The sequence below is a fragment of the Hydrogenophaga sp. NFH-34 genome (genome assembly GCF_021401345.1).
GTDB classification, from domain to species: Bacteria; Pseudomonadota; Gammaproteobacteria; order Burkholderiales; family Burkholderiaceae_C; genus Hydrogenophaga; species Hydrogenophaga electricum.
The window spans coordinates 47,082-70,935 of record NZ_JACBGE010000021.1 but is presented as its reverse complement, the minus strand read 5'-3'; the positions used below and the strand labels follow the sequence as shown (position 1 = coordinate 70,935).

General features: G+C 69.4%; 20 protein-coding genes. 8 read left to right on the top strand and 12 right to left on the bottom strand.

Features of this window, described 5'->3' with window-relative positions; all coding sequences use genetic code 11:
• The first annotated feature begins 77 nt into the window (after positions 1 to 77).
• Both trkA and L0977_RS18925 read left to right on the top strand, forming a co-directional pair.
• Positions 78 to 1,469 (top strand): Trk system potassium transporter TrkA, encoded by a 1,392-nt coding sequence (gene trkA / locus L0977_RS18930; protein ID WP_234266420.1) that lies wholly within the window; start codon positions 78 to 80, stop codon positions 1,467 to 1,469.
• A 27-nt stretch (positions 1,470 to 1,496) separates the two neighbouring features.
• Positions 1,497 to 2,957, top strand: coding sequence for a TrkH family potassium uptake protein (locus L0977_RS18925; protein ID WP_234266419.1), 1,461 nt, complete (start codon positions 1,497 to 1,499; stop codon positions 2,955 to 2,957).
• Positions 2,958 to 3,106: 149 nt separating this feature from the next.
• Here the strand turns inward: L0977_RS18925 and L0977_RS18920 are convergent, their stop codons facing one another.
• Complete coding sequence (locus tag L0977_RS18920; RefSeq protein WP_234266418.1) at positions 3,107 to 3,805, bottom strand: glutathione S-transferase N-terminal domain-containing protein; 699 nt, start codon at positions 3,803 to 3,805, stop codon at positions 3,107 to 3,109.
• Positions 3,806 to 3,958: 153 nt separating this feature from the next.
• Here L0977_RS18920 and L0977_RS18915 point away from each other — a divergent pair, with 153 nt between their 5' ends.
• Positions 3,959 to 4,354, top strand: coding sequence for a YchJ family protein (locus L0977_RS18915; RefSeq protein ID WP_234266417.1), 396 nt, complete (start codon positions 3,959 to 3,961; stop codon positions 4,352 to 4,354).
• Positions 4,355 to 4,371: 17 nt separating this feature from the next.
• On the opposite strand, the gene L0977_RS18910 is transcribed toward L0977_RS18915, so the two are convergent.
• Entirely contained in the window at positions 4,372 to 6,912 is a 2,541-nt protein-coding gene (locus tag L0977_RS18910; RefSeq protein WP_234266416.1) for an ATP-binding response regulator, read from the bottom strand.
• The gene (locus L0977_RS18905) at positions 6,912 to 7,565 is read right to left on the bottom strand and encodes a response regulator transcription factor (RefSeq protein ID WP_234266415.1); all 654 of its coding nucleotides are present in this window, start codon (positions 7,563 to 7,565) and stop codon (positions 6,912 to 6,914) included. Before L0977_RS18905 ends, L0977_RS18910 begins: the two co-directional genes overlap by 1 nt.
• A 223-nt stretch (positions 7,566 to 7,788) precedes the next feature.
• Here L0977_RS18905 and L0977_RS18900 point away from each other — a divergent pair, with 223 nt between their 5' ends.
• Genes L0977_RS18900 through L0977_RS18890 form a run of 3 tightly spaced genes read left to right on the top strand, consistent with a single transcriptional unit; the run spans position 7,789 to position 9,232 of the window.
• A complete protein-coding gene (locus tag L0977_RS18900; RefSeq protein ID WP_234266414.1) occupies positions 7,789 to 8,112 on the top strand; it encodes a hypothetical protein in 324 nt (107 codons plus the stop codon).
• A gap of 20 nt (positions 8,113 to 8,132) precedes the next feature.
• A complete protein-coding gene (locus tag L0977_RS18895; RefSeq protein ID WP_234266413.1) occupies positions 8,133 to 8,510 on the top strand; it encodes a hypothetical protein in 378 nt (125 codons plus the stop codon).
• A gap of 41 nt (positions 8,511 to 8,551) precedes the next feature.
• Complete coding sequence (locus tag L0977_RS18890) at positions 8,552 to 9,232, top strand: HAD family hydrolase (RefSeq protein WP_234266412.1); 681 nt, start codon at positions 8,552 to 8,554, stop codon at positions 9,230 to 9,232.
• Here the strand turns inward: L0977_RS18890 and L0977_RS18885 are convergent.
• The 9 genes from L0977_RS18885 to L0977_RS18845 all read right to left on the bottom strand — a co-directional run bounded on the left by L0977_RS18885 (position 9,219) and on the right by L0977_RS18845 (position 20,340).
• Positions 9,219 to 10,661 carry an NAD-dependent succinate-semialdehyde dehydrogenase gene (locus L0977_RS18885; RefSeq protein ID WP_234266411.1) on the bottom strand — a complete coding sequence of 481 codons (1,443 nt, stop codon included), beginning with the start codon at positions 10,659 to 10,661 and terminating at the stop codon, positions 9,219 to 9,221. The genes L0977_RS18890 and L0977_RS18885 overlap by 14 nt on opposite strands.
• Positions 10,662 to 10,801: 140 nt before the next feature.
• A complete protein-coding gene (locus L0977_RS18880; protein WP_234266410.1) occupies positions 10,802 to 11,971 on the bottom strand; it encodes an aromatic ring-hydroxylating oxygenase subunit alpha in 1,170 nt (389 codons plus the stop codon).
• Between the two features lie 22 nt (positions 11,972 to 11,993).
• Positions 11,994 to 13,112 carry an ABC transporter substrate-binding protein gene (locus L0977_RS18875; RefSeq protein WP_234266409.1) on the bottom strand — a complete coding sequence of 373 codons (1,119 nt, stop codon included), beginning with the start codon at positions 13,110 to 13,112 and terminating at the stop codon, positions 11,994 to 11,996.
• 71 nt (positions 13,113 to 13,183) lie between these two features.
• Positions 13,184 to 13,903 carry an ABC transporter ATP-binding protein gene (locus L0977_RS18870; RefSeq protein ID WP_234266408.1) on the bottom strand — a complete coding sequence of 240 codons (720 nt, stop codon included), beginning with the start codon at positions 13,901 to 13,903 and terminating at the stop codon, positions 13,184 to 13,186.
• Positions 13,900 to 14,724, bottom strand: coding sequence for an ABC transporter ATP-binding protein (locus L0977_RS18865; protein WP_234266407.1), 825 nt, complete (start codon positions 14,722 to 14,724; stop codon positions 13,900 to 13,902). Before L0977_RS18865 ends, L0977_RS18870 begins: the two co-directional genes overlap by 4 nt.
• A gap of 8 nt (positions 14,725 to 14,732) precedes the next feature.
• A complete protein-coding gene (locus L0977_RS18860) occupies positions 14,733 to 16,733 on the bottom strand; it encodes an ABC transporter permease (protein ID WP_234266406.1) in 2,001 nt (666 codons plus the stop codon).
• 2 nt (positions 16,734 to 16,735) lie between these two features.
• Positions 16,736 to 17,407: a GntR family transcriptional regulator gene (locus L0977_RS18855; protein WP_234266405.1), complete on the bottom strand. Its 672-nt coding sequence runs from the start codon at positions 17,405 to 17,407 to the stop codon at positions 16,736 to 16,738.
• Positions 17,397 to 18,989, bottom strand: coding sequence for a gamma-glutamyltransferase family protein (locus tag L0977_RS18850; RefSeq protein WP_234266404.1), 1,593 nt, complete (start codon positions 18,987 to 18,989; stop codon positions 17,397 to 17,399). Before L0977_RS18850 ends, L0977_RS18855 begins: the two co-directional genes overlap by 11 nt.
• A 325-nt stretch (positions 18,990 to 19,314) precedes the next feature.
• Positions 19,315 to 20,340, bottom strand: coding sequence for an AraC family transcriptional regulator (locus tag L0977_RS18845; RefSeq protein ID WP_234266403.1), 1,026 nt, complete (start codon positions 20,338 to 20,340; stop codon positions 19,315 to 19,317).
• Between the two features lie 158 nt (positions 20,341 to 20,498).
• Here L0977_RS18845 and L0977_RS18840 point away from each other — a divergent pair, with 158 nt between their 5' ends.
• Positions 20,499 to 22,205: an AMP-binding protein gene (locus L0977_RS18840; protein ID WP_234266402.1), complete on the top strand. Its 1,707-nt coding sequence runs from the start codon at positions 20,499 to 20,501 to the stop codon at positions 22,203 to 22,205.
• A 34-nt stretch (positions 22,206 to 22,239) separates the two neighbouring features.
• On the top strand, positions 22,240 to 23,847 hold the full coding sequence (locus L0977_RS18835) for a carboxyl transferase domain-containing protein (RefSeq protein WP_234266401.1): 1,608 nt from the start codon (positions 22,240 to 22,242) through the stop codon (positions 23,845 to 23,847).
• The last annotated feature ends 7 nt before the right edge of the window (positions 23,848 to 23,854 follow it).

The following is a 23,854-nucleotide window of genomic DNA, read 5'->3' as shown; positions in this document are numbered from 1 at the left end:
GCCGCCCCTTTGAGGGGGCGCGCGAAGCGCGGCGGGGGTGAACCCGTCCAGTGGCGCGGGGGGGATAATTCCCCATCATGAAAATCATTATCCTGGGCGCAGGCCGTGTCGGTGAAAGCGTGGCCGAAAGCCTGGTGTCCGAGCAGAACGACATCACCGTCATCGACCAGGACCCCAGCCGCCTGCGTCTGCTGGAAGAGAAGCTCGATCTGCGCGGCGTGGTCGGCAATGGCATCCAGCCCTCGGTGTTGCAGGAGGCCGGCGCCCGCGATGCCGACATGGTGATCGCCTGCGCGGCCGCCGACGAGGCCAATCTGGTGGTCTGCAAGGTGGCGCACGACCTGTTCAACGTGCCCACCACCATCGCGCGCCTGCGCTCGCCCGAATTCGTCGAAGGCGACGAGTTGCTGGGCAATAGCGGGTTCGCGGTGGACAACGTGATCTGCCCGGAAGAGTCGGTCACGCGCTACATCCACAAGCTCATCAGTTATCCCGAAGCGCTGCAGGTGGTGGAGTTCTCGCAGCAGCGGGCCTGCCTGATCGTGGTGCGCGCGGCGGTGGGCGGGGCGGTGGTGGGGCACACCATCGGCGAGTTGCGCGACCGCTTTCCGCACGCCGAGATGCGGGTGGTGGCGCTGTACCGGCTCGACACCGAGATGGAGGCCAAGCCCAGCACCCGCATCCTGCCGGGCGACGAGGTGTTCGTGCTCGCCGACAGGCAGCAGATCCGCCAGGTGCTGGCGGCCATCCACAACATCGACAAGCCGGTGCAGCGCGTGATGATCGCCGGCGGAGGCAAGGTGGGCTTGCGGCTGGCGCGCAGCCTGGCCGGGCAGTGCGAGGTGAAGATCATCGAACGCGACCGCCAGCGCTGCGAGTACCTGGCCAGCCAGTTGCCGTCGAGCACGCTGATCCTGCAGGGCGACGGCGCCGACGAGGACCTGCTGCACGAAGAAAACGTGGGCGATATGGACATGTTCATCGCCCTGACCAGCGACGACGAGGACAACATCATGTCGGCCATGCTGGCCAAGCGCATGGGCGCCAACCGGGTGATGTCGCTGATCAACCGCCGCGCCTACGCCGACATGATGCAGGGCGGCGCGATCGACATCGCGGTGTCGCCAGCCCAGACCGTGATCGGCGAGCTGCTGGCGCATCTGCGCCGGGGCGACGTGGCGGCGGTGCACAGCCTGCGCCGCGGTGCCGCCGAGGCGCTGGAAGGCATCGCGCGCGGCGACGTGAAGACCTCGCGGCTCGTGGGCCGCCGTGTCGACGAGATCCGCCTGCCGGCCGGGGCGCGTTTCGGCGCCATCGTGCGCGGACAGGGGCGCAAGTCGCAGGTGCTGATGCCGCACCACGACACCCTGATCGAGGCCGACGACCACATCATCATCTTCATCCCGGACAAGCGCCAGGTGCGTGAGGTCGAGCGCCTGTTCCAGGTCAGCGCCACGTTCTTCGGCTGATCCCATTTTCCGGTCTGCGCTTTTTTTATGACCAGCATCCTGCCGGCCCTCAACGTCTTCTCGCGTGTGCTCGTGGCCTTTTCGTTCGCCTTCCTGGTGCCGCTGGCCTGGGCCTGGAGCGAGGACCACGAGAGCTACCGCTTTGTCTGGGAGGGGGCTTTCGGGCTGGCGCTGGCCAGTGGCTGGGTCATCTGGATGCTGACGCGACCGCACCGGCGTGAACTCCAGGCCAAGGACGGCTTCCTGCTGGTGAACATGGTGTGGCTGCTGCTGCCGGCGTTTTCGGCCGTGCCGCTGATGTTCACCGTGCCCGGTATCACCTGGACCCAGGCCTACTTCGAGGCCATGAGCGCCCTCACCGCCACGGGCGCCACGGCGCTCAACGGGCTGGATGCGCTGCCGGTGTCGGTCAACGTGTGGCGGTGCTTCTTGCAGCTGCTGGGCGGGCTGGGCATCATGCTGCTGGTGGTGGCGGTGCTGCCGCTGCTGGGCCTGGGCGGGGTGCAGCTCTACAAGGCCGAGACGCCCGGGCCGATGAAGGACACCCGCTTCACGCCCCGCATCGCCGAGACGGCGCGCGGCCTCTGGGGCGTGTACTTCCTGTTTTCCGCTGCCTGCCTGCTGGCCTACCGCTGGGCCGGCATGGGCTGGGCCGACGCCTTCATGCACATGTGCACGACCATGGGGCTGGGCGGGCTCTCATCGCACGACGAGAGCCTGGGCTACTTCCAGTCCGACCGCGTCGAGTACGTGAGCATGTTTTTCATGGTGATTTCGGGCATCAGCTTCGTGCGCTACTTCATCGTGCTGCGCAACCGCACGCTCAAGCCGCTGACGCAGGACCGCGAGATCCGCACCTACCTGGTCGTGATGGCGCTGGCCATCGTGCTGGTCACGGTGCTGCTCATGGTGCATGGGGTGTACGCCGACATCGGCGAAGCGCTGCGCAAGAGCGCGTTCCACGTGATTTCGGTCGCCACCACCACCGGCTACGCCACCACCGACTACGCGCAATGGCCGGTGTTCGCGCCGGTGCTGCTGATCTTCCTGGGCACGTTCGTCTCGTGCGCGGGCTCGACCGGCGGCGGGATCAAGCTGGTGCGCATGGTGCTGCTGCTTAAGCAGGCCCGGCGCGAGCTGGTGCGCATCATCCACCCGCGCGTGGTCAACCCGGTGACGCTCGGCCATCAGGTGGTGCCGCCGCAGGTGATGAACGCCGTGCTCGGCTTCATGCTGATCTACGGCGCTGCCACCATGGGCCTGACCATGTTGCTGCTGTTCACGGGGCTGGACATCGTGACCGCGTTTTCGGCCGTGGTGGCCACGGTCAACAACATCGGCCCCGGCCTGGGGCTGGTGGGGCCGTCCAGCCACTATGGCGTGCTGACCAGCTTGCAGCTAAACATCCTGAGTTTCGCCATGCTGCTGGGCCGGCTGGAGCTGCTGTCGTTCCTGGTGCTTTTCACCGGGCACTTCTGGAGGAAGTAGAGCGCACCCCCCTGCGCCGCCGGGGGCGGCTTCCCCCCTCTCTGGCGCGCCGCCGCGCGGCGCTGGGAGGGGGGACGCACCCTGTGGCCCGGCGGAGCCGGTTCCACGGGTGCCCTGGCCGGGGGCACGGGTTCCGGGGTATGGTTTGCTCAGCCCGGAATCGTCAGGCCGCGCTGCACTGCCGGGCGGGCCAGGAAGGCTTGCAGCACGCGTTCGACTTCGGGGAAGTCCTGGAAGCCCACGAGGTCGCCGGCGCCGTAGAAACCCACGAGGTTGCGCACCCAGGGGAAGACCGCGATGTCGGCGATGCTGTAGTCGTCGCCCACCAGCCAGGCCTTGCCCTGCAGATGCTGGTTCAGCACGCCCAGCAGGCGGCGCGATTCGGTGGCGTAGCGGCCCAGGGGGCGCTTGTCCTCGATGTCCTTGCCGGCGAATTTGTGGAAGAAGCCGAGCTGGCCGAACATGGGGCCGATGCCGCCCATCTGGAACATCAGCCATTGCAGGGCCTGGTACCGCGTGGCCGGGTCGGCGGGCAGCAGGCGGCCGGTCTTGTCGGCCAGGTAGATCAGGATCGCGCCCGACTCGAACAGCGGCAGCGGCTGGCCGCCCGGGCCGTCGGGGTCGATGATGGCCGGGATCTTGTTGTTCGGGTTGAGCGAAAGGAATTCGGGCGAGAGCTGGTCGTTGGTGTCGAAGGCCACGCGGTGCGCCTCATAGGGCAGACCCAGTTCCTCCAGCGCGATCGACACCTTCACGCCATTGGGCGTGGGCAGGCTGTAGAGCTGAATGTGGTCGGGGTGGGCGGCGGGCCACTTGCGGGTGATGGGAAAGGCGGACAGATCGGCCATGGGGGACTCCTCGGAGATAGGGGGAATGCCGGGCAGGTGCCGGCAGCCAGCTCCAGACCGTAGCACCCGGCGCGCCGGGCTGCGTGTTGCCGCTACGATAGGCCCATGGTCTGCACGCCATCCGGTGTGTGCGCCGACGGGTTTTCTCTTTTCATGCTGCCTGCTCTCTGCCCTTGCGGCCGTGCCGATGCGCGCGGCCGACCCTTCGCCTTCGATGCCTGCTGCGGGCGTTTCCTGGAGGCCGGTGACCCTGCCCCCGACGCCGAAAGCCTCATGCGCTCGCGCTACAGCGCCTTCGTGCTGGAGCGCGTGGCCTATCTGCGCGAGAGCTGGCACGCCAGCACCCGGCCGGCCGATCTGGCGCTGGAGCAGGGTGTGAAGTGGCTGGGGCTGGACGTGCGTGCGCACCGGACGGTCGACGCGGACCATGCCGAGGTCGAGTTCGTGGCGCGTTCGCGGGTGGCCGGCCGCGGCCAGCGCCTGCACGAAACCAGCCGTTTCGTGCGCGAGGGCGGGCGCTGGTTGTACGTGGACGGGGACCTGGCCTGAGGGGGCAGGAAGGCGGGTCACGGCGCGGACGTGTGGGCCGGCTGCCGGGCCAGCCAGGTCTCCAGCAGGGGCCGCAGTGCGGCCGGGTCCAGCGGCTTGCGCAGCACCAGGTAACCCTCGTCCTCCGCCTGCGACAGTTCGGCCGACTGCAGCTCCCCGCTGACCATGGCGCCGCTGGCCTGCGGACAGCGGGCCAGCAACTGGCGCAGCACGGTGAAGCCGCTGTCGCCCGGCCCCAGTCGCTGGTCGCAGAAGATCGCGTCCGGCTCAAAACCCGCATCCAGCCGGGCATGGGCCTGCGCCCCGGTGCTCGCGTACGCCGCGGTCACGCCCCAGGCGTCGAGCATGGCGCGCCAGGCCTTGAGCACGTGCGGGTCGTCGTCCAGCACCAGGCAGCGGCCCTGCAGCGGATCGGCCGCGATCGCCTCCCGGTGCATGGCAGCGGGCCCGGCGGGCGCGACCGCTGCCGGGGTGGCGTGGGCCGGCAGCCGCAGCCAGAAGCACGAACCCCGGCCGGCCCGCGATTGCAGGCCATAGGTGGCGCCCATCTGTTCGGCGCAGCGGGCCACCACCGCCAGCCCCAGGCCGTGTCCCGCGTCGGCCATTTGGTCTGCCCGCTCCCCCCGGTAGTAGGGGCTGAACACCCGGTCCTGCTCGGCCACGGCGATGCCGATGCCGGTGTCGCGCACCTCGACCAGCCAGTCGCCTCCGCGTGCTCGCACGCTCACCAGCACCTTGCCCTGCGGGGTGTAGCGGATCGCGTTCTGCACCAGGTTGGCCAGCGCCTGGCGCAGCAGCACGGGTTCGGCCCACACGGTGGCGCCGCCGCGCGGCAGGCGCAGCCGCAGGGCCAGACCGCCAAGACTGGCCTGCTCGCGGAACAGCCGCACCACGTCCGCGAGCAGCACGTTCAGGTCCACCGCGCCCTGGGTGCCCAGCGGCTGGCCCGATTCCAGGCGCGAGAGATCCAGCAGCGCGTTGAACAACTGGCTCATGGCCTGCATGCTGGTGCGCAGGTCGGCCACCAGGGGGCGCAGCACCGGGTCGCTGTTGCGCAGGCCGATCGCTTCCACCATCAGTGACATGGCGTGCACCGGCTGGCGCAGGTCGTGGCTGGCGGTCGCCAGGAACAGGTTCTTTTCGGCCAGCGCGCCCTCGGCCTGGTGCCGGGCGGCGGCCAGCGCCGCATTGGCCGCGCGGGTGCGCCGGTACTGCCAGAAGCTGATGCCGGCCGCCAGCAGGGCCAGCGCCACCGTGGCGGCCAGGCCGATTTGCTGCAGGCGCCGCACGCGCAGTTCGGCGTCCTGGATCCGGTTGGCCTGGGCGAGCTGCTCGATCTGGCGCTGGCGCTCGGCGCTGTTGAAGCGTTCCTGCAGCGCGGCCACGGCCTGTTCGCGCTCGGTGTGGAACAGGTCCCTGGCCAGCGCTTGCTGCTGGCGGGTGGTGTCGATGGCTTCGCGGTACAGGCCGGCCTGCTCATACATGCGCGAAAGCTCGGCGAGCAACTGCTCTTCCATCGGCTGGGCGCCGGCTTCGCGCATGAACCGGATGCTGGCTTCCACGTCCTGCACACCGGCCGCGATGCGGCCCTGGCCCATCAGCGAGAAACCGAGGTTGGCTTGCGCCAGGGCGACCCCGCTCAGCTCGTGCGCGTCGCGGTAGGCGGCCATGGCCTCGCGCATCAGGGGTTCGACCTCGGCATAGGCCTTGCGCTGCAGCAGGATGTCGCCCAGGTTGTTCAGCGCCGTCGCCCGCAGCCCGGCCAGCCCGCCGTCCCGGGCGATGGCGAGCGCCTGCCGGTAGGCAGCCATGGCGGTGCCCAGGTCGCCCTGCACGTTGGCCACGTTGCCCCGGTGCAGGTGCAGCCAGCCCTGCGCCTGCCGGGCGCCCAGACGCTCGGCCAGCGGCAGCGTTTCGCGGATGGTCTGCAGCGCGCGCTCCGGGTTCTTCATGTCGAAGTGGAGCTGCTCCAGGTGGGTGAGCGAGCGCAGCTCGGCCGTGGCCGCCTGGCGCGGCAGCGTGCGCGAAAGCTCCAGGCTGCGCAGCATGTGGGGCAGTGCCGTTTCGAACTGGCCGTTGCCGCTGTGGAGGACGCCCAGCGTCAGGTGGTAGAGCCAGCGCACCCAGGGGTCGGTGGCCTGCTCGGCGGCGGCGGTTTCGCGCGCCAGGGCGTCCAGTCCGGCGCGCGTTTTGCCTGCGATGGCCAGTTGCCGGGCTTCGAAAGCGACGGCCAGCACGTGGGCGGAAACGTCGTGCTGTGCGGTTGCCAGCGCCTTCAGTTGCGCAATGGCCTGGGTCACCACCGCGGCCTGTCCGGTCTCGAAGGCGGCGTCCGTCAGCGCCGCCAGGTAGGTGCGCCGGGTATCGGCATCGGCCGCGCTGGCGAAGCGCGGCGCTTCGGCTTGCAGCGCCTGCAGGGCTTCGGCGCTGTTGCGTTGCACCAGGGTCTGCAGCCGGTCGAGTTCGGCCAGGTCCGGGTTCGGCGCCTGGGCCATGGCGGGGAGGGCACCCTGCAGGCACAGGATCCCGGCCAGCAGCAGGGACCGGAAGGCGGGCATCAGGACAGCTCCAGCCGCCGGCCGCGCAGCAGGGTGATGGCTTCGACCCGGCTGCGCACGCCCAGCCGTTCGAGGATGCCCGTCACGTGTTCCTTGACGGTGCTTTCCGAGATGTCGAGCTGCGAGGCGATGCGCTTGTTGGGCAGCCCGCGCAGCACCAGCGCGAGGATCTCGCCCTGACGCGGTGTGAGCCCCAGCTCCCGGGGCGCGATGGTCCATTGGTGTGGCACGCTGCCACGGGCGTCGGCGCCCGGCGCCGGCTCGAACCAGGGCCGGCCCGCCAGCACCGCCCTGAGCGCGGCGCCAAAGGTTTCGGGGGCGGCCTTCTTGGGCACGAAGCCCAGCGCGCCGGCCGCACGCACGCGCTCGATCACGGACGGGTCGTCGTCGCCGCTGACCGCCAGCCAGGGGGTGTCGACGCAGCCCCGCCGCCAGGCGACCAGGGCGTCCAGGCAGGGGCCCTCGGTGAGCCAGACATCGGCCACCAGCAGGCGGGGGCAGCCCCGTTGTGCGCTCAGCAGCGGCACATCGCGCCATTGCGTGGCCACCGCCACCTCCAGTGCCGGCAGCACCGTGCCGAGGTACTGCGCCATGCCGCGACCGACCAGCGGATGGTCGTCCAGAACGATGGCGTAGGGGGGTGGATGGTCCATGAGGGGCACCGTGGGGTGGTCGACATCCTACCGCCCGCCGCCGCGCTGGCGCACGTTGTGGCACCCCACTTCGGTAGGGTTGTTGCCGACCGGGGCCGGTGGCCCAATGGCGCGCCATGACTGATGGTGTTGACCGCCCCGCAGCGAACCCGGACACCGGGTTCCGGGGGCTCCTATGACGAGGTGATCGATGCGCAAATTTCTGATCGGATGCGGAATGGTGATGCTGACCGCCCTGTTGCCGGCCTGCGGCGGCGGTGGCGGCGGAGGGGACGTGGATTCGGGCGGTGGCAAGGGGGGCGATGCCGCCGCCCTTTACGCCGCCTACGACAAGATCGGCAAGGGCATGAGCCTGGCCGAGGTCGAGTCCCTCGTGGGCTACGCCCACAACAACGGCGAGTCGCATTACGACAACCGCGCCGACTACAACTGGATCGCCGACAAGGGCACGTCGGACGTCTCCGTGATGACCGTGTCGCTGCTCGATGGCGGCGTGAGCATGAAGATCATCAACGGCAGCAAAGGCCGGTTCTTCCAGTCCTACTGAATGCCATCGCGGCAAAACCCATGAACCACACCACACCGAATTTCCGCACACCGATGGCCCTCGCCGTGGTCCTGGCCCTGACGGCCTGCGCCGCCACCATCGACGACGGGGGGCTTGAGCAGCGCACCTCCATGGCCATTGGCCGCGAGGTGGGCACGTTCACCCTGTCCGACCGCAGCGAAGAGAGCGGCGGCCGCATCAACTACGTTGCCCGCACCAAGGACGGCGCCGTCTACAAGTGTTATCTCTATTCCCCGAGCGGGTTCCAGCGCGCGATGACCTTCGGCATGACACCGAACTCCGACGCCCTGTGCACGCGCTTCGGCACCTCGGGCGCAGCGGCGCCCGTGCCCTCGGGCACCTGCAACGCCTTGCTCAAGGCGGCTGGCCGCTGCTGACCGGCACCGCCTCGGGCCGGGGCGCGTGTTCCAATCGGGGCATGCGATTCGATGCGGTTCTGTTTGATTGCGATGGCGTGCTGGTCGACAGCGAGCCGATCACCAACGGCGTGCTGCGCCAGATGCTCAACGAAGCGGGCTGGGGGCTGAGCGCCGCCGAGTGCGAGCACCATTTCATCGGCCGCGCGGTGCGCGACCAGCGGGCCCTGATCGAGGCGGAAACCGGCCAACCGCTGACCGAAGACTGGATGCGCGCTTTCTACGCACGGCGCAACCAGCGCCTGATGGCCGAGCTGCAGGCGGTGGTCGGCGCGCTCGACGCGGTGGTGGAGGCGCACGCCCACACCGCCGGGCGCATCGCCTGTGCTTCGGGCGCCGACCGGCCCAAGGTCGTGATGCAGATCGGCATGGCCGGCATGGCACCGTATTTCGGCGAGCGCATCTTCAGCGGCCACGACTTGCCGCGCTCGAAGCCGCATCCCGACGTCTACCTGGCTGCTGCCGACCACCTGGGTGTCGATCCGGCGCGCTGCCTGGTGATCGAGGACACCGCGACCGGCGCGCAGGCCGGCCTGGCCGCCGGTGCCACGGTCTGGGGCTATTGCCAGCACGGTGACGGCCGCGCCTTCGCCGGCCTGCCGGTGGCGCGCGTGATGTACCACATGGGCGAGGTGGCCCGCCACCTCGCCGCCGCAGACCCCGCCGGCCCTACAGCGCCGTGACCGCCACCGCCTTGGTGGAGAGGTAGGCCTCCAGCGCTTCGGGGCCCCCTTCGCTGCCGTAGCCGGAATCCCGGATGCCGCCGAAGGGCAGTTCGGCCGACGGGGTGGCTCCCTGGTTGATCCACAGCATGCCGGCCTGGACGTCGCGGCTCAGCCGGTGAAGGGTGGTGAACGACTGGGTGAAGGCGTAGGCCGCCAGTCCGTAAGGCAGGCGATTGGCCTCGGCAATGGCCTCGTCCAGCGTGTCGAAACCGCGGATGCCGGCGACCGGGCCGAACGGTTCCTGGTTGAACAGCGCCGCATCGAGCGGCACTTCGTCCACCAGGGTGGGGGCGTAGAAGAAGCCGGGCCCGTCGGGTCGCTGCCCACCGGTGAGCAGCAGGGCGCCCTTGTCCACCGCATCGGTGACCAGCTGTTCCATGGCGTGCACGCGCCGCGCGTGGGCCAGGGGGCCGAGCGTGGTGGTCTCGTCCAGGCCTGCGCCCAGACGCAGGGTTTCGGTCTGCGCGATCAGGGCTTCCAGGAAGTCGCGCTTGATCCGCCGGTGGACCAGGAAGCGTGTGGGCGAAATGCACACCTGGCCGGCGTTGCGGAATTTCGCCGCCGCCAGGACGGTGGCGGCCGTGGCCACGTCGGCGTCTTCGGCCACGATCACCGGGGCGTGACCGCCCAGTTCCATGGTGACGCGCTTCATGTGCGAGCCGGCGAGGGCGGCGAGCTGTTTGCCGACCGCCGTCGATCCGGTGAACGACACCTTGCGGATGGTCGGGTGCGCGATCAGGTAGGCCGATATGGCCTGCGGGTCGCCGAACACCAGGCCGACCACGCCTTCCGGCACGCCGGCCCGCACGAAGGCGTCGATCAGCGCGGCGGCGGAGGCCGGCGTGTCCTCGGCCGCCTTGACCAGAAAGCTGCAGCCCGAGGCCAGGGCGGCGCTGAGCTTGCGGACGATCTGGTTGATGGGGAAGTTCCAGGGCGTGAAGGCGGCCACGGGCCCGACCGGCTCCTTGGTCACCCATTGCTGCATGCGCTCGCTGCGGGCCGGGACGATGCGCCCGTAGAGCCGCAGGCCCTCGTCGGCGAACCATTCGATGATGCCGGCCGCCGAAGCCACCTCGGCGCGGGCTTCCCGCAGCGGCTTGCCCTGTTCCAGCGTCAGCCAGTGGGCGATGCGTTCGCTGTCGGCGCGCAGAAGGGTGGCCGCCTGCCGCATGAGGGCGCTGCGCTCGTGCGCGCTGAGGTGGCGCCAGGTGGCAAAGCCGCGTTCGGCGGCGGCCAGCGCGCGGTCGAGGTCGGCCGGGGTGGCGTGCGCGACCCGGCCGATGGCTTCGCCCGTGGCGGGGTTGATCACCGGCAGGGTGGCGCCGGTCTGGCTGGGCACCCATTCGTTGGCGATCAGCAACCGGGTGTCGGGGTAGGCGTGGGTCATGGAAAGACAGGCGGAGAAAGGGCGCAAGGCATCGCCGGCCACCCGGGGCGGCCGGCGGCGTGCGGCAGAAACAAGGGAACGAAGGCCCGCAGGCTGCGGCGCCGGCGGGTCGGCAGTGCGCGGGCACTGCCGGACGCGCGTCAGAACGGGTCGTTGTAGATGGCGGTGCCGATGCGCTGGCGGATCCACTCGCCCATGGTGTGGACCACGTCGTCGCGCGAGGACAGCAGGCCGGGCTTGAACAGCACGGAGCTCACGCCCTTCTGCTGCCGCTCCAGGATGCCGACGTCCTCCTTGGCCACCGATTCCCAGCGGGTGAAATAGGGCTGGGCCAGCTCCTGGAAGTTGGGCAGGGCCACATAGTCCTTGGGGAAGCAGCCGCCCACGCTCAGCACCGACCGGTCCGGTGCCACCGGGCGCACCGCCAGCCACCACATGCAGTCCTGCGCGAAGACGAACTGGGTGGTCGGGTGCAGCAGCGTGAAGTAGGTGCCTTTTCGGGCCTGCTCGTCCAGGCTCGCGATCTGCGGGAACGGTGCGGGCGCGCTCTTGTCGAGCACGGCGGTGGTCATGGTGGACTGCACCTGGATCGCGGCCCAGTTTTCCTCGCCGTCAAAGGTCATGCTGGTCTGGGCACCGACGGTGCGGGCGTGCACGATGCCGGTGTGGTAGGTCTCCATGGCGTTTTCCAGCAGCATCTTCCAGTTGCAGGCGGCCGGAATCTCCACACCGAAGACCCAGCGCATGTCTTCGACCTTGTGCGAGGCGAACAGCGCCGGGAAGCCGCCCAGATGCGTCATGAGGTCGGGCGCGCTGTCGTCGTAGTTGACGAAGACGTTGCCGGCCCATTCGGCCATGCGGATGGGGATCAGCGATTCCTTGTCCAGGTCGAACCCGGGCACGTCTTCCATGCCGGGGGCGCGCAGCAGCCGGCCGTCGAGGCCGAAGCCCCAGGCGTGGTACGGGCACACCAGGCGCTGGCGGCGCCCGCAGCCTTCGACCAGTTGCGCACCCCGGTGGCGGCAGTAGTTGGCGAAGGCGTGCAGTTCGCCGTTCTGGTCGCGCGTGAGCAGCACGGGGCCGCCCACCGTGTCCACGGCCAGGTAGCTGTTGGGCTCGGCCACCTGGTCGGTGCGGCCGATGAAGATCCAGTGTTTGAGGTGAATCTGGTTCACCTCGGCCTGGAAGACCTCCTGCGAGGTGTAGAAGCTGGCCGGGGCGCTGCGGGCCTGGCCCAGCGGTTTGCCGGACCAGACGAAGGCCTGCGGGGTCTGCGTGCAGCGGCCGTCGGTTTTTGCGGCACAGGTCATGGGGATGTCCGTCTCGTGAGGGTTACTTGGCCAGTGCGAACTTGCCGTTCTTGACCGTGAAGAACAGGACCGACGCGTTGCGGTCGCCGGATTTTTCGAACTGCACCTGCCCGGTGGCGCCGGGCAGGCCGCTGATCGCGCCCAGTTGCGTCTGCAGGCTGGCGCGGTCGATGCCGCCCTTGGCCTTGGCCGCGTCGATGGCGGCCGTCAGCGCCAGGCCGGCGTCGTAGCCCAGGGCGGCCCAGCTGTCGGGCTCGCTCTTGTACTTGGCGGTGAAGGCCTTGACGAACCCGGCGGCCACCGGCGATGCGTCGGCGGACGCGCTGGGGTCGAAGGTGCCGTACAGGGTCATGCCTTCGGCGGCGCCGTTGCTCAGGGCCATCAGCTGCGGCGAGAGCGAACCGTCGTTGCCCAGCATGCGGGCGTTGATGCGCATGGCCTTGGCCTGGGCGACCAGGCTGGCGGCCTCGGTGTAGAAGCCGGCGATGAAGATGCCCTCCGGGCGCTTGCTCTTGACCTTGGTCAGCAGGGTGCGGAAGTCCTTGGTGCCGAGCATGTAGGGGTCGTTGCCCAGCAGCGTGCCGCCGGCGGCTTCGTAGGCGGCCTTGAACGCCTGTTGCACGCCGATGCCGTAGTCGTCCTGCTGGTAGAGCAGGTAGACGTTCTTGAGGCCCAGCGTCTTGGCCACGTACTCGCCCATCAGCTTGCCCTGGGTGGCGTCGGTCAGTGCGACGCGGCGGAAGTAAGGGCTGGTGCCGGTGAGCTGGGGGCTGGTCACGGCGGTGCCGATCACCGGCAGCTTGCACTTGTCGAGGATGGGCATCGAAGCCAGCGCCACGGAGCTGAAGGTGTAGCCCACCACGGCGGAAACGTTCTTGTCCGAGCAGAAGCGGTTGGCCGCGAGCACGGCGTCGCCCGGGTTGCCGTGGTCGTCCACCACGGTCACGCTCACCTGGGGGCCTTTCTTGGCGTTGTAGGCCTCGATGGCGAGGTCGAAGCCTTGTTTGCCGGTGACGCCGTAGGAAGCGAAGTCGCCGGTCAGCGTGCCGGTGAAGGCCACCGAGACGGTGTCCTGCGCCGAGGCGCAGGCTGAGGCGGCCATCAGGGCGGTGGCGGCGAGAAGCGAAGCAGAGGTGCGCATGTCCAACTCCTAAAGAATGAAAAGAGGAAAACGGAGAAACGAGGGAAACGGGAAAAGGGGACGGGACGGCTTCAGCCGAGGTAGAAGTGCTTGAGCACGTCTTCGGTCACGTCGGTGCCGGGCATCTGGGCGACGATTTCGCCCACACGCAGGGCGTAGACGGTGTCGGCCATGCGGATGGCTTCCACCGTGTTCTGCTCGACCAGCAGGATGGGAATCTGCTGGCTGCGGATGCGCACCAGGGTTTCGAGCACCAGGCCGATCATCTTGGGCGACAGGCCCATGGTGGGTTCGTCCAGGATCAGCAGGCGCGGCTGGCTCATCAGCGCGCGGGCAATGGCCAGCATCTGCTGCTCGCCGCCCGACATCGTGCCGGCCTGCTGGCTGCGGCGTTCCGCCAGGATGGGGAAGAGCTCGAACATCTCCTCCATGCGCCGGCGGATCGCCGGTTTGTCGGTGCCGCTGTAGGCGCCCAGGCGCAGGTTCTCCGCGATGGTGAGCGGGCCGAACACGTGCCGGCCTTCGGGCACATGCGCCAGGCCGATGCCAACCCGCGCGTGCACCGGCAGGCGGGTGATGTCCTGCCCGCCGAACACCACGCGCCCGGCCTGCAGCGGCAGCACGCCCGAGATCGCGCGCAGCAAGGTGGTCTTGCCGGCGCCGTTGCTGCCCACCAGCGACACGATCTGGTGCGCCCCGACGGTGAGGCTCGCGTTCTTGACGGCCTGGACTTCGCCATAGGCCACGCGCAGGTCTTCCACGCGCAGCAGTTCGTACGGATGCGTGCTCATTGAACTTTCCCCAGGTAGGCGTCTTGCACGCGCTGGTCGGCCAGCACCTCGGCGGAGCTGCCTTCGGTGAGCTTGCGGCCCCGGTGCATCACCGTGACACGCTCGGCCAGGCTGCGGATCACGTCCATGTCGTGTTCGATCAGCAGCACGGCCGTGCCCTGCTGGCGGATGGCGCGGATCAGTGCGCTGACCTCGGCCTTTTCGCTCACGTTCATGCCGGCCAGCGGTTCGTCCAGCAGCAGCACGGCGGGCGAGGACATCAGTGCGCGGGCGATCTCGACGCGGCGCTGGTTGCCGTAGGACAGCGACGAGGCGGGCTGCAGCACGGCCGTGTCCGGCAGGCCGACGAAGCGGATCAGCTCGCGGGCGCGGGCTTCCTCGTGCTGTTCTTCGGCGCGTGCGCGGGCCGAGCGCCAGAGCAGCGCCGGCAGCGTGCTGCCGAAGCGCTTGTGCGCACCCACGAGCACCGTCTCCAGCACCGTCATGCCGCCGAACAGGCGGATGTTCTGGAACGTGCGCGCAAGCCCGGCCTGCGCCATCTGGTGGGCGCTCCAGCGCGGGCGGGTCGCCGTGCCGATCCAGACCTGGCCGCGGGTCGGGGCCTGGAAACCGGACAGCGCGTTGACCGCCGTGGTCTTGCCCGCCCCGTTGGGGCCGATGATGGCGTGGATGCTGTGGCTGCGGATGTCCAGGTCGAGCGCGTCGACCGCGGTCAGGCCGCCGAAGACCACGCTCAGGCCGCGTGCTTTCAGGGCCACCTCCGTGGGGGCGGCGGGGGCCACCGGGGCGGCCGCAGGGTGCAGGGTGGTTGGGGCTGTCATGGCGGGTCTCATCCCATCGTCAGGCGGCTGCGCGCCTTGCCGGCCAGCCCGTCGGGGCGGTAGAGCACGAGCACGATCAGCAGGATGCCCAGCAGGGCGAAGCGCAGTTCGGGGAGCTGGGTGACCAGCGGGATGTGCATGGACAGCTGCAGGAACAGCAGCCAGACGGCGGCGCCCAGGAAGGGGCCGGCCAGCGTGCCCAGCCCGCCCAGCACCACCAGCAGCAGGATCAGGATGTTTTCGAACAGCGTGAAATTGGCCGGGCTGATGAAGCGCATGAAGTGGGCGAAGAACACGCCGACCACGCCACCGACGAAGCCCGAGCAGGCGTAGGCCATGAGCTTGTAGCGCGTGCCCGAGATGCCCATCGCCTCGGCGGCGTGCTCGTCCTCGCGCAGCGCCACCCAGGCGCGGCCGACGTAGGAGCGGGCCAGCCGGCTCACGAACAGGATCAGCAGCACCGCCAGCGCCAGGGCAAAGAAGTACTGCGAGCGCGGGGTGTCGAGCACCCACCCGAACCACTGCGGCGCCGGAATCCCGCGCAGGCCCATGGGGCCGTTGGTGAAGCTGACCCAGTTGGTCGCGACGATGCGGATGATCTCGCCGAAGCCCAGCGTCATGATGGCCAGGTAGTCGCCCCGCACGCGCAGCGTGGGGTAGCCGATCAGCATGGCCGCCAGCCCGGCGACCAGGCCGCCCACCAGCAGGTTGGGGTAGAGCAGCCACCACCAGGCGCTGGTGTCCAGGCCCCAGCCCTGCTGGATCACGTCGATGAAGAGGATGGAGGTGAAGTACGCGCCGATGGCCCAGAACGCGACGAAGCCCAGGTCCAGCAGGCCGGCGAAACCGACCACCACGTTGAGCCCGGTGGCCAGCAGACCGTAGATCAGCACCATGACGAAGATGCCGAGCCAGTAGTCCGAGCGCACCGCGAAGCCGAGCGCGATGGCCGCGCCCAGCAGGAGCAGCCGGGCCTGGGGTTTCTGCAGCGCCGGGGTGGTGAAGAGGCGGTCGAAGCCGCCCAGTACGGCCGCCATCACCCGGCCCGGCTGCAGGCCGCGCCCCGAGGTCAGGCTGCCCGGTGCGGCGCTGTTCATTTCCTTTTTGCCCAGCAGGCCCTGCGGTCGGAACAGCAGCAGCAGGATCAGCAGCACGAAGCTCACCACGTCCTGGTAGACCGCGCCCTCGGGCAGGTAGCCCGCGGCCAGCGATTCGATCAGGCCCAGCAGCAGGCCACCGAGCGCGGCGCCGGGCACGCTGCCGATGCCGCCCAGCACGGCCGCGGTCAGCGCCTTGAGGCCGGGCAGGAAGCCCATGGTCGCGCTGGTGAATTGGAAGGTCTGGGCGTAGAGCAGGCCGGCCAGCGCGGCCAGGGCCGAGCCGATCATGAACGCGGCACCGATCACGCGGTTGACCGGAATGCCGACCAACGACGCGGCCATGGGGTCGATGGCCGCTGCGCGCATGGCGCTGCCCATCGGGGTGCGGTGCACGAACAGGTGCACGCCCAGCATGGCCAGCAGCGCTGCCAGCATCACCACCCATTCGGTGCCTTCGATCAGCAGGTCCGGCCCCAGCGGGATGGCGGGCACGTGTTCGAAAGGCATCGCCGGAAAGAGCATCGAACCCGGGCCCCAGGCGGCCTGCGCCAGGCTCTGCAGCACCACCGACACCGCGATCGAGGTGATCAGCGGGGCCAGCCGCGGCGCGCTGCGCAGCGGCTTGTAGGCCACCTGGTCGATCAGGCCGCCCAGCGCGGCCACCATCGCCATCGCCAGCGCCGCGGCGGTGCCGAAGCCCAGGCCCGGCATGGCGATGTCTGTGCCGAAAAGGGTGACCTTGTCGAGCATCAGCGTGGCGGTGAGGAAGCCGCCGAGCATGAACAGTTCGCCGAACGCGAAGTTCACCATCTTGACCACGCCGTAGACCAGCGTGTAGGCCACGGCCGCGAGCGCGTAGATCGCCCCCATGAGCAGGCCGTTGAGCACCAGCTGTTCGAAATACGCCATGGTCAGACTCCGGGCGGCAGGCAGCCGGCGAACGGCGGGATGGTGGACAGCACGTGCGTGCGCAGGGCCTGCTCGACAACCTCGCGCTCCCCGGTGCGCAGCGCTTCCAGGATGTGCTCATGGCACGCCTTGGACTGCATGGAGTTGACCTCGCGCGAGACCCAGACGCGCATGTACGGCTCGATCACCGTGTGCAGCACCGCGATCTGGCGGCTCACCCGCGGCATGCCGGCCAGGTCGGTCAGGTATTCGTGGAATTCGCGGTGGCGCGTGACCCAGGTCTGGTGCTCCAGGTTGGCCTCCTCCATGCGCTCCAGCAGCAGCTCCAGGTCGCGCATCTGCGAAGGTTTGATGCGGGCCACGGCGTTGCCGGCGGCCAGGCCTTCGAGGGCTGCGCGCATTTCGAACACCTCGCGCACGTCCTGCTCGCCCAGCGAGGTGACGATGGCGCCGCGGTTGGCGCGCAGCATGATCACGCCGTCGCCCGCCAGGCGGCGGAAGGCTTCGCGCACGGGCATGCGGCTCATGGACAGCTCGGCCGCGATGTCGTCGGCCACCAGGCGCTGGCCTGCGGCATAGACACCGCTGCGGATGCGGTTGTCGATGAAGGCGTAGGCCTCCTGCACGGCCGAAAGCTGGTGGGCGTTGGCCACCCGGTGAAGATCAGTATCCAAGCGCACAGCCGTCCTTTCGGTGGTCGGAAGCGCCGGTCAGGGTGCCGGTCTCCCAGTCGATTTCGATCGCCTGGGCGCCGCCGATGGCCCAGTCGGGCGGCACCATGTCGTAGCCGCGCGCGCGCAGCGCCTCGACGGTGGCCGGGGCCAGCGTACCTTCGTGCTCCACCGTCCAACCGCCCGGTCTGGCGAACACCCGGGGCAGGGCCATGGCGGCCTGCATGTCCATGCCGTACTGCAGCACGCGGGAGAGGAACCAGGCGTGGCCCATGGCCTGGTACTGGCCGCCCATCACGCCGAAGGAGAAACGCACCCGGCCATCCCGCGTGACCATGCCGGGAATGATGGTGTGCATGGGCCGTTTGCCGGGGCCGATGGCGTTGGGGTGGCCTTCGGCCAGCGTGAAGCTCTGCCCCCGGTTGTGGAACAGCACACCGCTGGCCGGCGACACGCGGCCGCTGCCGAACGGGCTGAACACCGAGTTGATGAAGCTGGCGCAGTTGCGGTCCTTGTCGACCACGGTGATGTAGACGGTGTCGCTGTGTGTGGGCGGCGTGAAGGCCGGGATGTCGCGGTTCACCCGGCCGTCGAGGATCTGCTGGCGCAGCGCGTCGATCAGACCGTCCGACAGCAGCCAGTCGACGTCCACCGCGGCGCCGGCCGGGTCGCCGATCACCGCGTCGCGCACCGAATACGCCAGCCGGCAGGCTTCCAGTTCGCGGAACAGCCGGTCGGGGTCGAGCGGGTTGTGCCCGGCGGGCAGGTCCTGCAGCAGGCGCAGGATCATGAGCGCGATCACGCCCTGGCCGGCGGGTGGGCATTCGTGCACCTCGTGCCCCGCGAAGCCGGTGCTGATCGGTGTGACGTAGTGGCCCTGGCAGGCGGCGAAGTCTTGCAGCGTGTGCCGGCCGCCCAGCGATTGCAGGTAGTCGACCATGTCGCCCGCGATGGCGCCGGTGTAGAAGGCGTCGCGCCCCTGGGCGGCGATGGCCTGCAGCGTGGCGGCCAGCGCCGGCTGGCGGTGCACGCTGCCGATGGCGGGCGCGCGCCCCTGCACCAGCAGGTGGCGCTGGGCGTTGTCGTCGCCGGCCAGCAGCTTCTCCTGCTTGGCCCAGTCGGTGCCGGCGCGCTCGGCCACCACATAGCCTTGCGTGGCGGCTTCGATGGCCGGGGCCAGCACCTGCGACAGCGGCAGGGCGCCGTGGTCGCGCAGCAACTGGCACCAGGCGTCCACGGCGCCGGGGACGGTGATCGCGTGTGCGGAGCTGCGGGGAATGCTGCTCATGCCCATGTCGCGCAGCGCGGCGGCCGTGGTGGCCATGGGCGCGCGGCCGGAGCCGTCGAAGGCCACGATGCGGTCGGTGCCGCGGGGGGCGTAAAGGGCAAAACAGTCGCCCCCGATGCCGGTCGAGCCGGGTTCCACCACGCATTGCACGGCGCAGGCGGCCACGGCCGCGTCCATGGCCGTGCCGCCTTGCCGCAGGGTGTCGATGGCGGCCAGGGAGGCGGCCGGGTGGGACGTGGCGGCCATGCCGTGCGTGGAGCGCACCAGGGACCGGCCGGGTTGTTCGAAGTTCCGCATGACTGGGGTTTTGATAATTGGATCCAAAAATCTCTTGATCAAAATAAGCAATGCCTGTGCCAGATCGGGGGCTGGCGGCCCTGCCCCAGGGGTGTGCCCTCTGACGCACCGTGTGGCCTGCGGGAGACGTGGAGCTGAGCGCGGCATGCCCCGCCGCAGGGTGCCCCGGGACGGCGCGCGATCGGGCGGCGGCTTGTGCCGAAATGGGGCGTGCGGGCGCCTTGTGGTGGTGCGCGCACCACCCAGGCTTGCGCGTGCAGGGGCGCCCGGCCACGGGCGCGGAAAACGGGTGGGCCGGGCGTGGCCGTGCGCGTGGGCGCGCGGTTCAGGGCGTGCGCGGGGAGCCGCCCAGGCGGCATTCGCCGGGCGTCAGCCCGGTCCAGTCCTTGAAAGCGCGCATGAAGCTCTTTTCATTGCGGAAGCCCGTGGCTTCGGCAATCTGCTTGATGGGGCGCTGGGTGCGCTGCAGCAGGGCGATGGCGCGGTCGCGCCGGGCTTCGTTCTTGAGCGCCTGCAGCGAGGTGCCCTCGTCGGCCAGTTGGCGTTGGAGGGTGCGCGCGGACAGGGACAGGGTGGCCGCGAGCGCTTCGGTGCCCAGATCGGGTCGCAACTGCAGCTGCTGGCCCACGCGCAGGGCCAGCAGGCGGTCGCGGCGGTAGGGCAGCACCATGATGGGCAGGGCGCGCCGCAGCATCTGGGCCAGCGCGGTTTCGTCGCGGTGCAGCGGCAGGTCGAGGTAGGCGGCGTCGAAGCGCAGCCGGGCGAGCGGGGCCCCAAAACGCACCGGACCGGGAAACAGCGTGTCGTAGACATCGGCGTGCGCCGGTTTCGGCACCGGGAATTCGGCCGCCTGCAGCGGGATGCGCGAGTCCACCCACCAGCATGAAAGGCCGTGCACATTGCGCATCAGCGAGAGCAGGGCGAATTCGCGCAGCGGGCCCAGGTCGCGGTGTTCGTGCACCGTGATGCAGGCGGTGCCGTCGGCTTCGTCCAGCGCGGGCAGCACGTCGCGCGTGAGCAGGCCGTGGTGGCGGCACCAGCGGCGCAGGGCAACGCGCAGGGTCGGGGCGCTGATGGAGGCGCGGGCCAGCATGCCGTAGCTGCCCCAGGGCAGCGGGCGCTCAAACCAGCCCAGGGCCTCGTCGTCCAGCTCCTGCATCGCGGCGGCGCACAGGCGTTCGAACTGCAGCGAGGACACCCGCGCCGGCCACCGGCCTCTCGCATCTGGCGCAATTTGTGCCTTTTCCAGCGCCGCGTCGGCGGCCTGGTGCCGGCGCTCGTAGGCGGTCAGCACACATTGCACGAAAGCAAAGGGTGTGCGCGCGGGCGGCAGGCTGGGGCGGGTGGGCATGGTGGAGCACTTTGGGGCGATATGGTGGCGCATTTTGCAACCATGGTGACGCCAAAGGTGGTGCGGTCGCGGGTAAGCTGCCGGTTCAAGGTCGTGCGCGCCGGGTATACATTGCCAGGGCACACGCTTGCCACACAGACCCTGAGGAGACAACGCACATGGGCCCCCTGAGCGAAAGCCATGCCCGCGGCGCTACCGACCAGCCGCTGATCGAGCAGACCATTGGTGCCTTTTTCGATGCCATGGTGGAACGGGTGCCCGAGCGCGAGGCGCTGGTGGTGCTGCACCAGCGGCGGCGCTACACCTACCGCGAGCTGCAGACCGAGAGCCGGCGGCTGGCGAGCGCGTTGCTGGGCCTGGGGCTCAAGGTGGGCGACCGCGTGGGCATCTGGTCGCACAACAACGCCGAATGGGTGCTGATGCAGATCGCCACCGCCCGTGCGGGGCTGGTGCTGGTCAACATCAACCCGGCCTACCGCACGGCCGAGGTGGAATACGCGCTCAACAAGGTGGATTGCCAGGCGCTGGTGACCATGCCCAGCTTCAAGACCAGCGATTACATCGGCATGCTGCGCGAGCTGGCTCCGGAATGGGCGCACGCGCAGCCGGGCGCCTTGCAGTCGGAGCGCTTGCCGCACCTGAAGCACGCGATCTGGATCGACGAGGCCGGGCAGGGCGAGGACGTGCCCGGCTTCCGCCGGTTCTCCGATCTGATGCGCAGCGGCGACCCAGCCGACCCCCGGCTGGATGTGGTGGCCAAGCTGCTGACGGCGCGCGACCCGATCAACATCCAGTTCACCAGCGGCACCACGGGCTTCCCCAAGGGCGCGACGCTCACGCACCGCAACATCCTGAACAACGGCTTCTTCATCGGCGAGGCGATGAAGCTGAGCGAGGCCGACCGGCTGTGCATTCCGGTGCCGCTGTATCACTGCTTCGGCATGGTGCTGGGCAACCTGGCCTGCCTCACGCACGGCGCCTGCATCGTCTACCCGAACGACGCTTTCGAGCCGTTGTCGGTGCTGCAGGCGGTGCAGCAGGAAAAGTGCACCGGCCTGCACGGCGTGCCGACCATGTTCATCGCCGAGCTGGACCATCCGCGTTTTGCGGAGTTCGACCTGTCCACCCTGCGCACCGGCATCATGGCCGGCTCGCCCTGCCCGATCGAGGTGATGAAGCGGGTCCAGGCCGAGATGCACATGGGCGAGGTCACCATCGCCTACGGCATGACCGAGACCAGCCCGGTGAGCTGCCAGAGCAGCACCGACACCCCGCTGGACAAGCGGGTGTCGACCGTGGGCCTGGTGCAGCCGCACCTGGAGGTGAAGATCATCGAACCCGACAGCGGCCGGACCGTGCCGGTGGGCGAGCGCGGCGAGCTGTGCACGCGCGGCTATTCGGTGATGCAGGGCTACTGGGACGATCCGGCGCGCACCGCCGAAGCCATCGACGCCGAAGGCTGGATGCACACCGGCGATCTGGCCATCATGGACGACGAGGGCTACGTCAACATCGTCGGCCGGATCAAGGACATGGTGATCCGCGGTGGCGAAAACGTCTACCCGCGCGAGATCGAGGAATTCCTCTACCGCCACCCCCAGGTGCAGGACGTGCAGGTGGTGGGCGTGCCCGACCAGAAGTACGGCGAAGAACTGTGCGCCTGGATCATCGCCAAGCCCGGCCAGGTGCTGGGCGAGGACGACATCCGCGCCTTCTGCAAGGGCCAGATCGCGCACTACAAGGTGCCTCGCTACATACGCTTCGTCGACGCCTTTCCCATGACCGTGACCGGCAAGATCCAGAAATTCAGGATTCGCGAGGCGATGAAAGAAGAACTGGGCCTGGCCGAAGCCCACACCGCCTGACAGCGGCCCCTGCGCCGCACGCTGGACCCCTGATATGACGATACTCGACACCCAACTCAACGCCCGCTCTGCCGATTTCCAGGCCAACGCCGCTGCCATGCGCGCCGTGGTGAACGACCTGAAGGCCCAGATCGAGAAGGCCACGCTCGGTGGCGGCGAGGCCGCTCGCGCCAAGCACACCGCACGCGGCAAGCTGCTGCCGCGCGACCGCGTGCAGATGCTGCTGGACCCGGGCACACCGTTTCTCGAACTCAGCCCCATGGCCGCGCACGCCATGTACAACGGCGACGCGCCCTGCGCCGGCGTCATCGCCGGCATCGGCCGTGTCAGCGGGGTGGACTGCATGATCGTCTGCAACGACGCGACGGTGAAGGGCGGCACCTACTACCCGCTGACCGTCAAGAAGCACCTGCGCGCGCAGGAGGTGGCGCAGCAGAACCACCTGCCCTGCATCTACCTGGTGGACTCGGGCGGCGCCAACCTGCCGAACCAGGACGAGGTCTTCCCCGACCGCGACCACTTCGGCCGCATCTTCTTCAACCAGGCCAACATGAGCGCGCAGGGCATCGCGCAGATCGCGGTGGTGATGGGCTCGTGCACGGCGGGCGGCGCCTACGTGCCGGCCATGAGCGACGAGACCATCATCGTCAAGAACCAGGGCACCATCTTCCTGGGTGGCCCGCCGCTGGTGAAGGCCGCCACCGGCGAGGTGGTGAGCGCCGAAGACCTGGGCGGCGGCGACGTGCACACGCGCCTGAGTGGCGTGGCCGACCACCTGGCGCAGAACGATCTGCACGCCATCGCGCTGGCGCGCCAGGCGGTGAAGAACCTGAATGCCCGCAAGGTGCCGCCCATCACGACCATCGATCCGGTGGCGCCGCGGTACCCGGCCGAAGAGCTGTATGGCGTGATTCCCACCGACACGCGCAAGCCGTTCGACGTGCGCGAAATCATTGCCCGCATCGTCGACGGCTCGGAGTTCGACGAGTTCAAGGCGCGCTTCGGCACCACCCTGGTCTGCGGCTTCGCGCGCATCGAAGGCATGCCGGTCGGCATCATCGCCAACAACGGCATCCTGTTCAGCGAATCGGCCCTCAAGGGCGCGCACTTCATCGAGCTGTGCTGCCAGCGCAAGACGCCGCTGGTGTTCCTGCAGAACATCACCGGCTTCATGGTCGGTCGCAAGTACGAAAATGAAGGCATCGCCCGCAACGGCGCCAAGATGGTGACGGCCGTGGCGACAGCCGCGGTCCCGAAGTTCACGGTGATCATCGGCGGCAGTTTCGGCGCCGGCAACTACGGCATGTGCGGCCGCGCCTACTCGCCCCGCTTCCTCTGGATGTGGCCCAACGCGCGCATTTCCGTGATGGGCGGTGAGCAGGCGGCCAGCGTGCTGGCCACTGTCAAGCGCGACGGCATCGAAGGCAAGGGCGGCAGCTGGAGCGCGGAAGAAGAAGCCGCCTTCAAGGCCCCGATCAAGGAGCAGTACGAGGTGCAGGGCCACCCCTATTACGCGACCGCCCGCCTGTGGGACGACGGCGTGATCGACCCGGCCGACACGCGCCGCGTGCTCGCCCTGGGCCTCTCCGCCTCGCTGAACGCCCCGATCCCGGACACCAAGTTCGGTCTGTTCCGGATGTGAGCCGGTG

Excerpts from the sequence above, each read along its gene's own strand:
- L0977_RS18910 (WP_234266416.1), bottom strand. The coding sequence starts at position 6,912 with ATGCCCGCCTTCCGGTCCCTGCTGCTGGCCGGGATCCTGTGCCTGCAG.
- L0977_RS18905 (WP_234266415.1), bottom strand. The coding sequence starts at position 7,565 with ATGGACCATCCACCCCCCTACGCCATCGTTCTGGACGACCATCCGCTG.
- L0977_RS18835 (WP_234266401.1), top strand. The coding sequence starts at position 22,240 with ATGACGATACTCGACACCCAACTCAACGCCCGCTCTGCCGATTTCCAG.
- L0977_RS18920 (WP_234266418.1), bottom strand. The coding sequence starts at position 3,805 with ATGGCCGATCTGTCCGCCTTTCCCATCACCCGCAAGTGGCCCGCCGCC.
- L0977_RS18850 (WP_234266404.1), bottom strand. The coding sequence starts at position 18,989 with ATGCGGAACTTCGAACAACCCGGCCGGTCCCTGGTGCGCTCCACGCAC.
- L0977_RS18840 (WP_234266402.1), top strand. The coding sequence starts at position 20,499 with ATGGGCCCCCTGAGCGAAAGCCATGCCCGCGGCGCTACCGACCAGCCG.
- L0977_RS18860 (WP_234266406.1), bottom strand. The coding sequence starts at position 16,733 with ATGGCGTATTTCGAACAGCTGGTGCTCAACGGCCTGCTCATGGGGGCG.
- L0977_RS18900 (WP_234266414.1), top strand. The coding sequence starts at position 7,789 with ATGCTGACCGCCCTGTTGCCGGCCTGCGGCGGCGGTGGCGGCGGAGGG.
- L0977_RS18925 (WP_234266419.1), top strand. The coding sequence starts at position 1,497 with ATGACCAGCATCCTGCCGGCCCTCAACGTCTTCTCGCGTGTGCTCGTG.
- L0977_RS18875 (WP_234266409.1), bottom strand. The coding sequence starts at position 13,112 with ATGCGCACCTCTGCTTCGCTTCTCGCCGCCACCGCCCTGATGGCCGCC.
- L0977_RS18915 (WP_234266417.1), top strand. The coding sequence starts at position 3,959 with ATGCTGCCTGCTCTCTGCCCTTGCGGCCGTGCCGATGCGCGCGGCCGA.
- L0977_RS18865 (WP_234266407.1), bottom strand. The coding sequence starts at position 14,724 with ATGACAGCCCCAACCACCCTGCACCCTGCGGCCGCCCCGGTGGCCCCC.
- L0977_RS18890 (WP_234266412.1), top strand. The coding sequence starts at position 8,552 with ATGCGATTCGATGCGGTTCTGTTTGATTGCGATGGCGTGCTGGTCGAC.
- L0977_RS18845 (WP_234266403.1), bottom strand. The coding sequence starts at position 20,340 with ATGCCCACCCGCCCCAGCCTGCCGCCCGCGCGCACACCCTTTGCTTTC.
- L0977_RS18870 (WP_234266408.1), bottom strand. The coding sequence starts at position 13,903 with ATGAGCACGCATCCGTACGAACTGCTGCGCGTGGAAGACCTGCGCGTG.
- L0977_RS18895 (WP_234266413.1), top strand. The coding sequence starts at position 8,133 with ATGAACCACACCACACCGAATTTCCGCACACCGATGGCCCTCGCCGTG.
- L0977_RS18885 (WP_234266411.1), bottom strand. The coding sequence starts at position 10,661 with ATGACCCACGCCTACCCCGACACCCGGTTGCTGATCGCCAACGAATGG.
- L0977_RS18880 (WP_234266410.1), bottom strand. The coding sequence starts at position 11,971 with ATGACCTGTGCCGCAAAAACCGACGGCCGCTGCACGCAGACCCCGCAG.
- trkA (WP_234266420.1), top strand. The coding sequence starts at position 78 with ATGAAAATCATTATCCTGGGCGCAGGCCGTGTCGGTGAAAGCGTGGCC.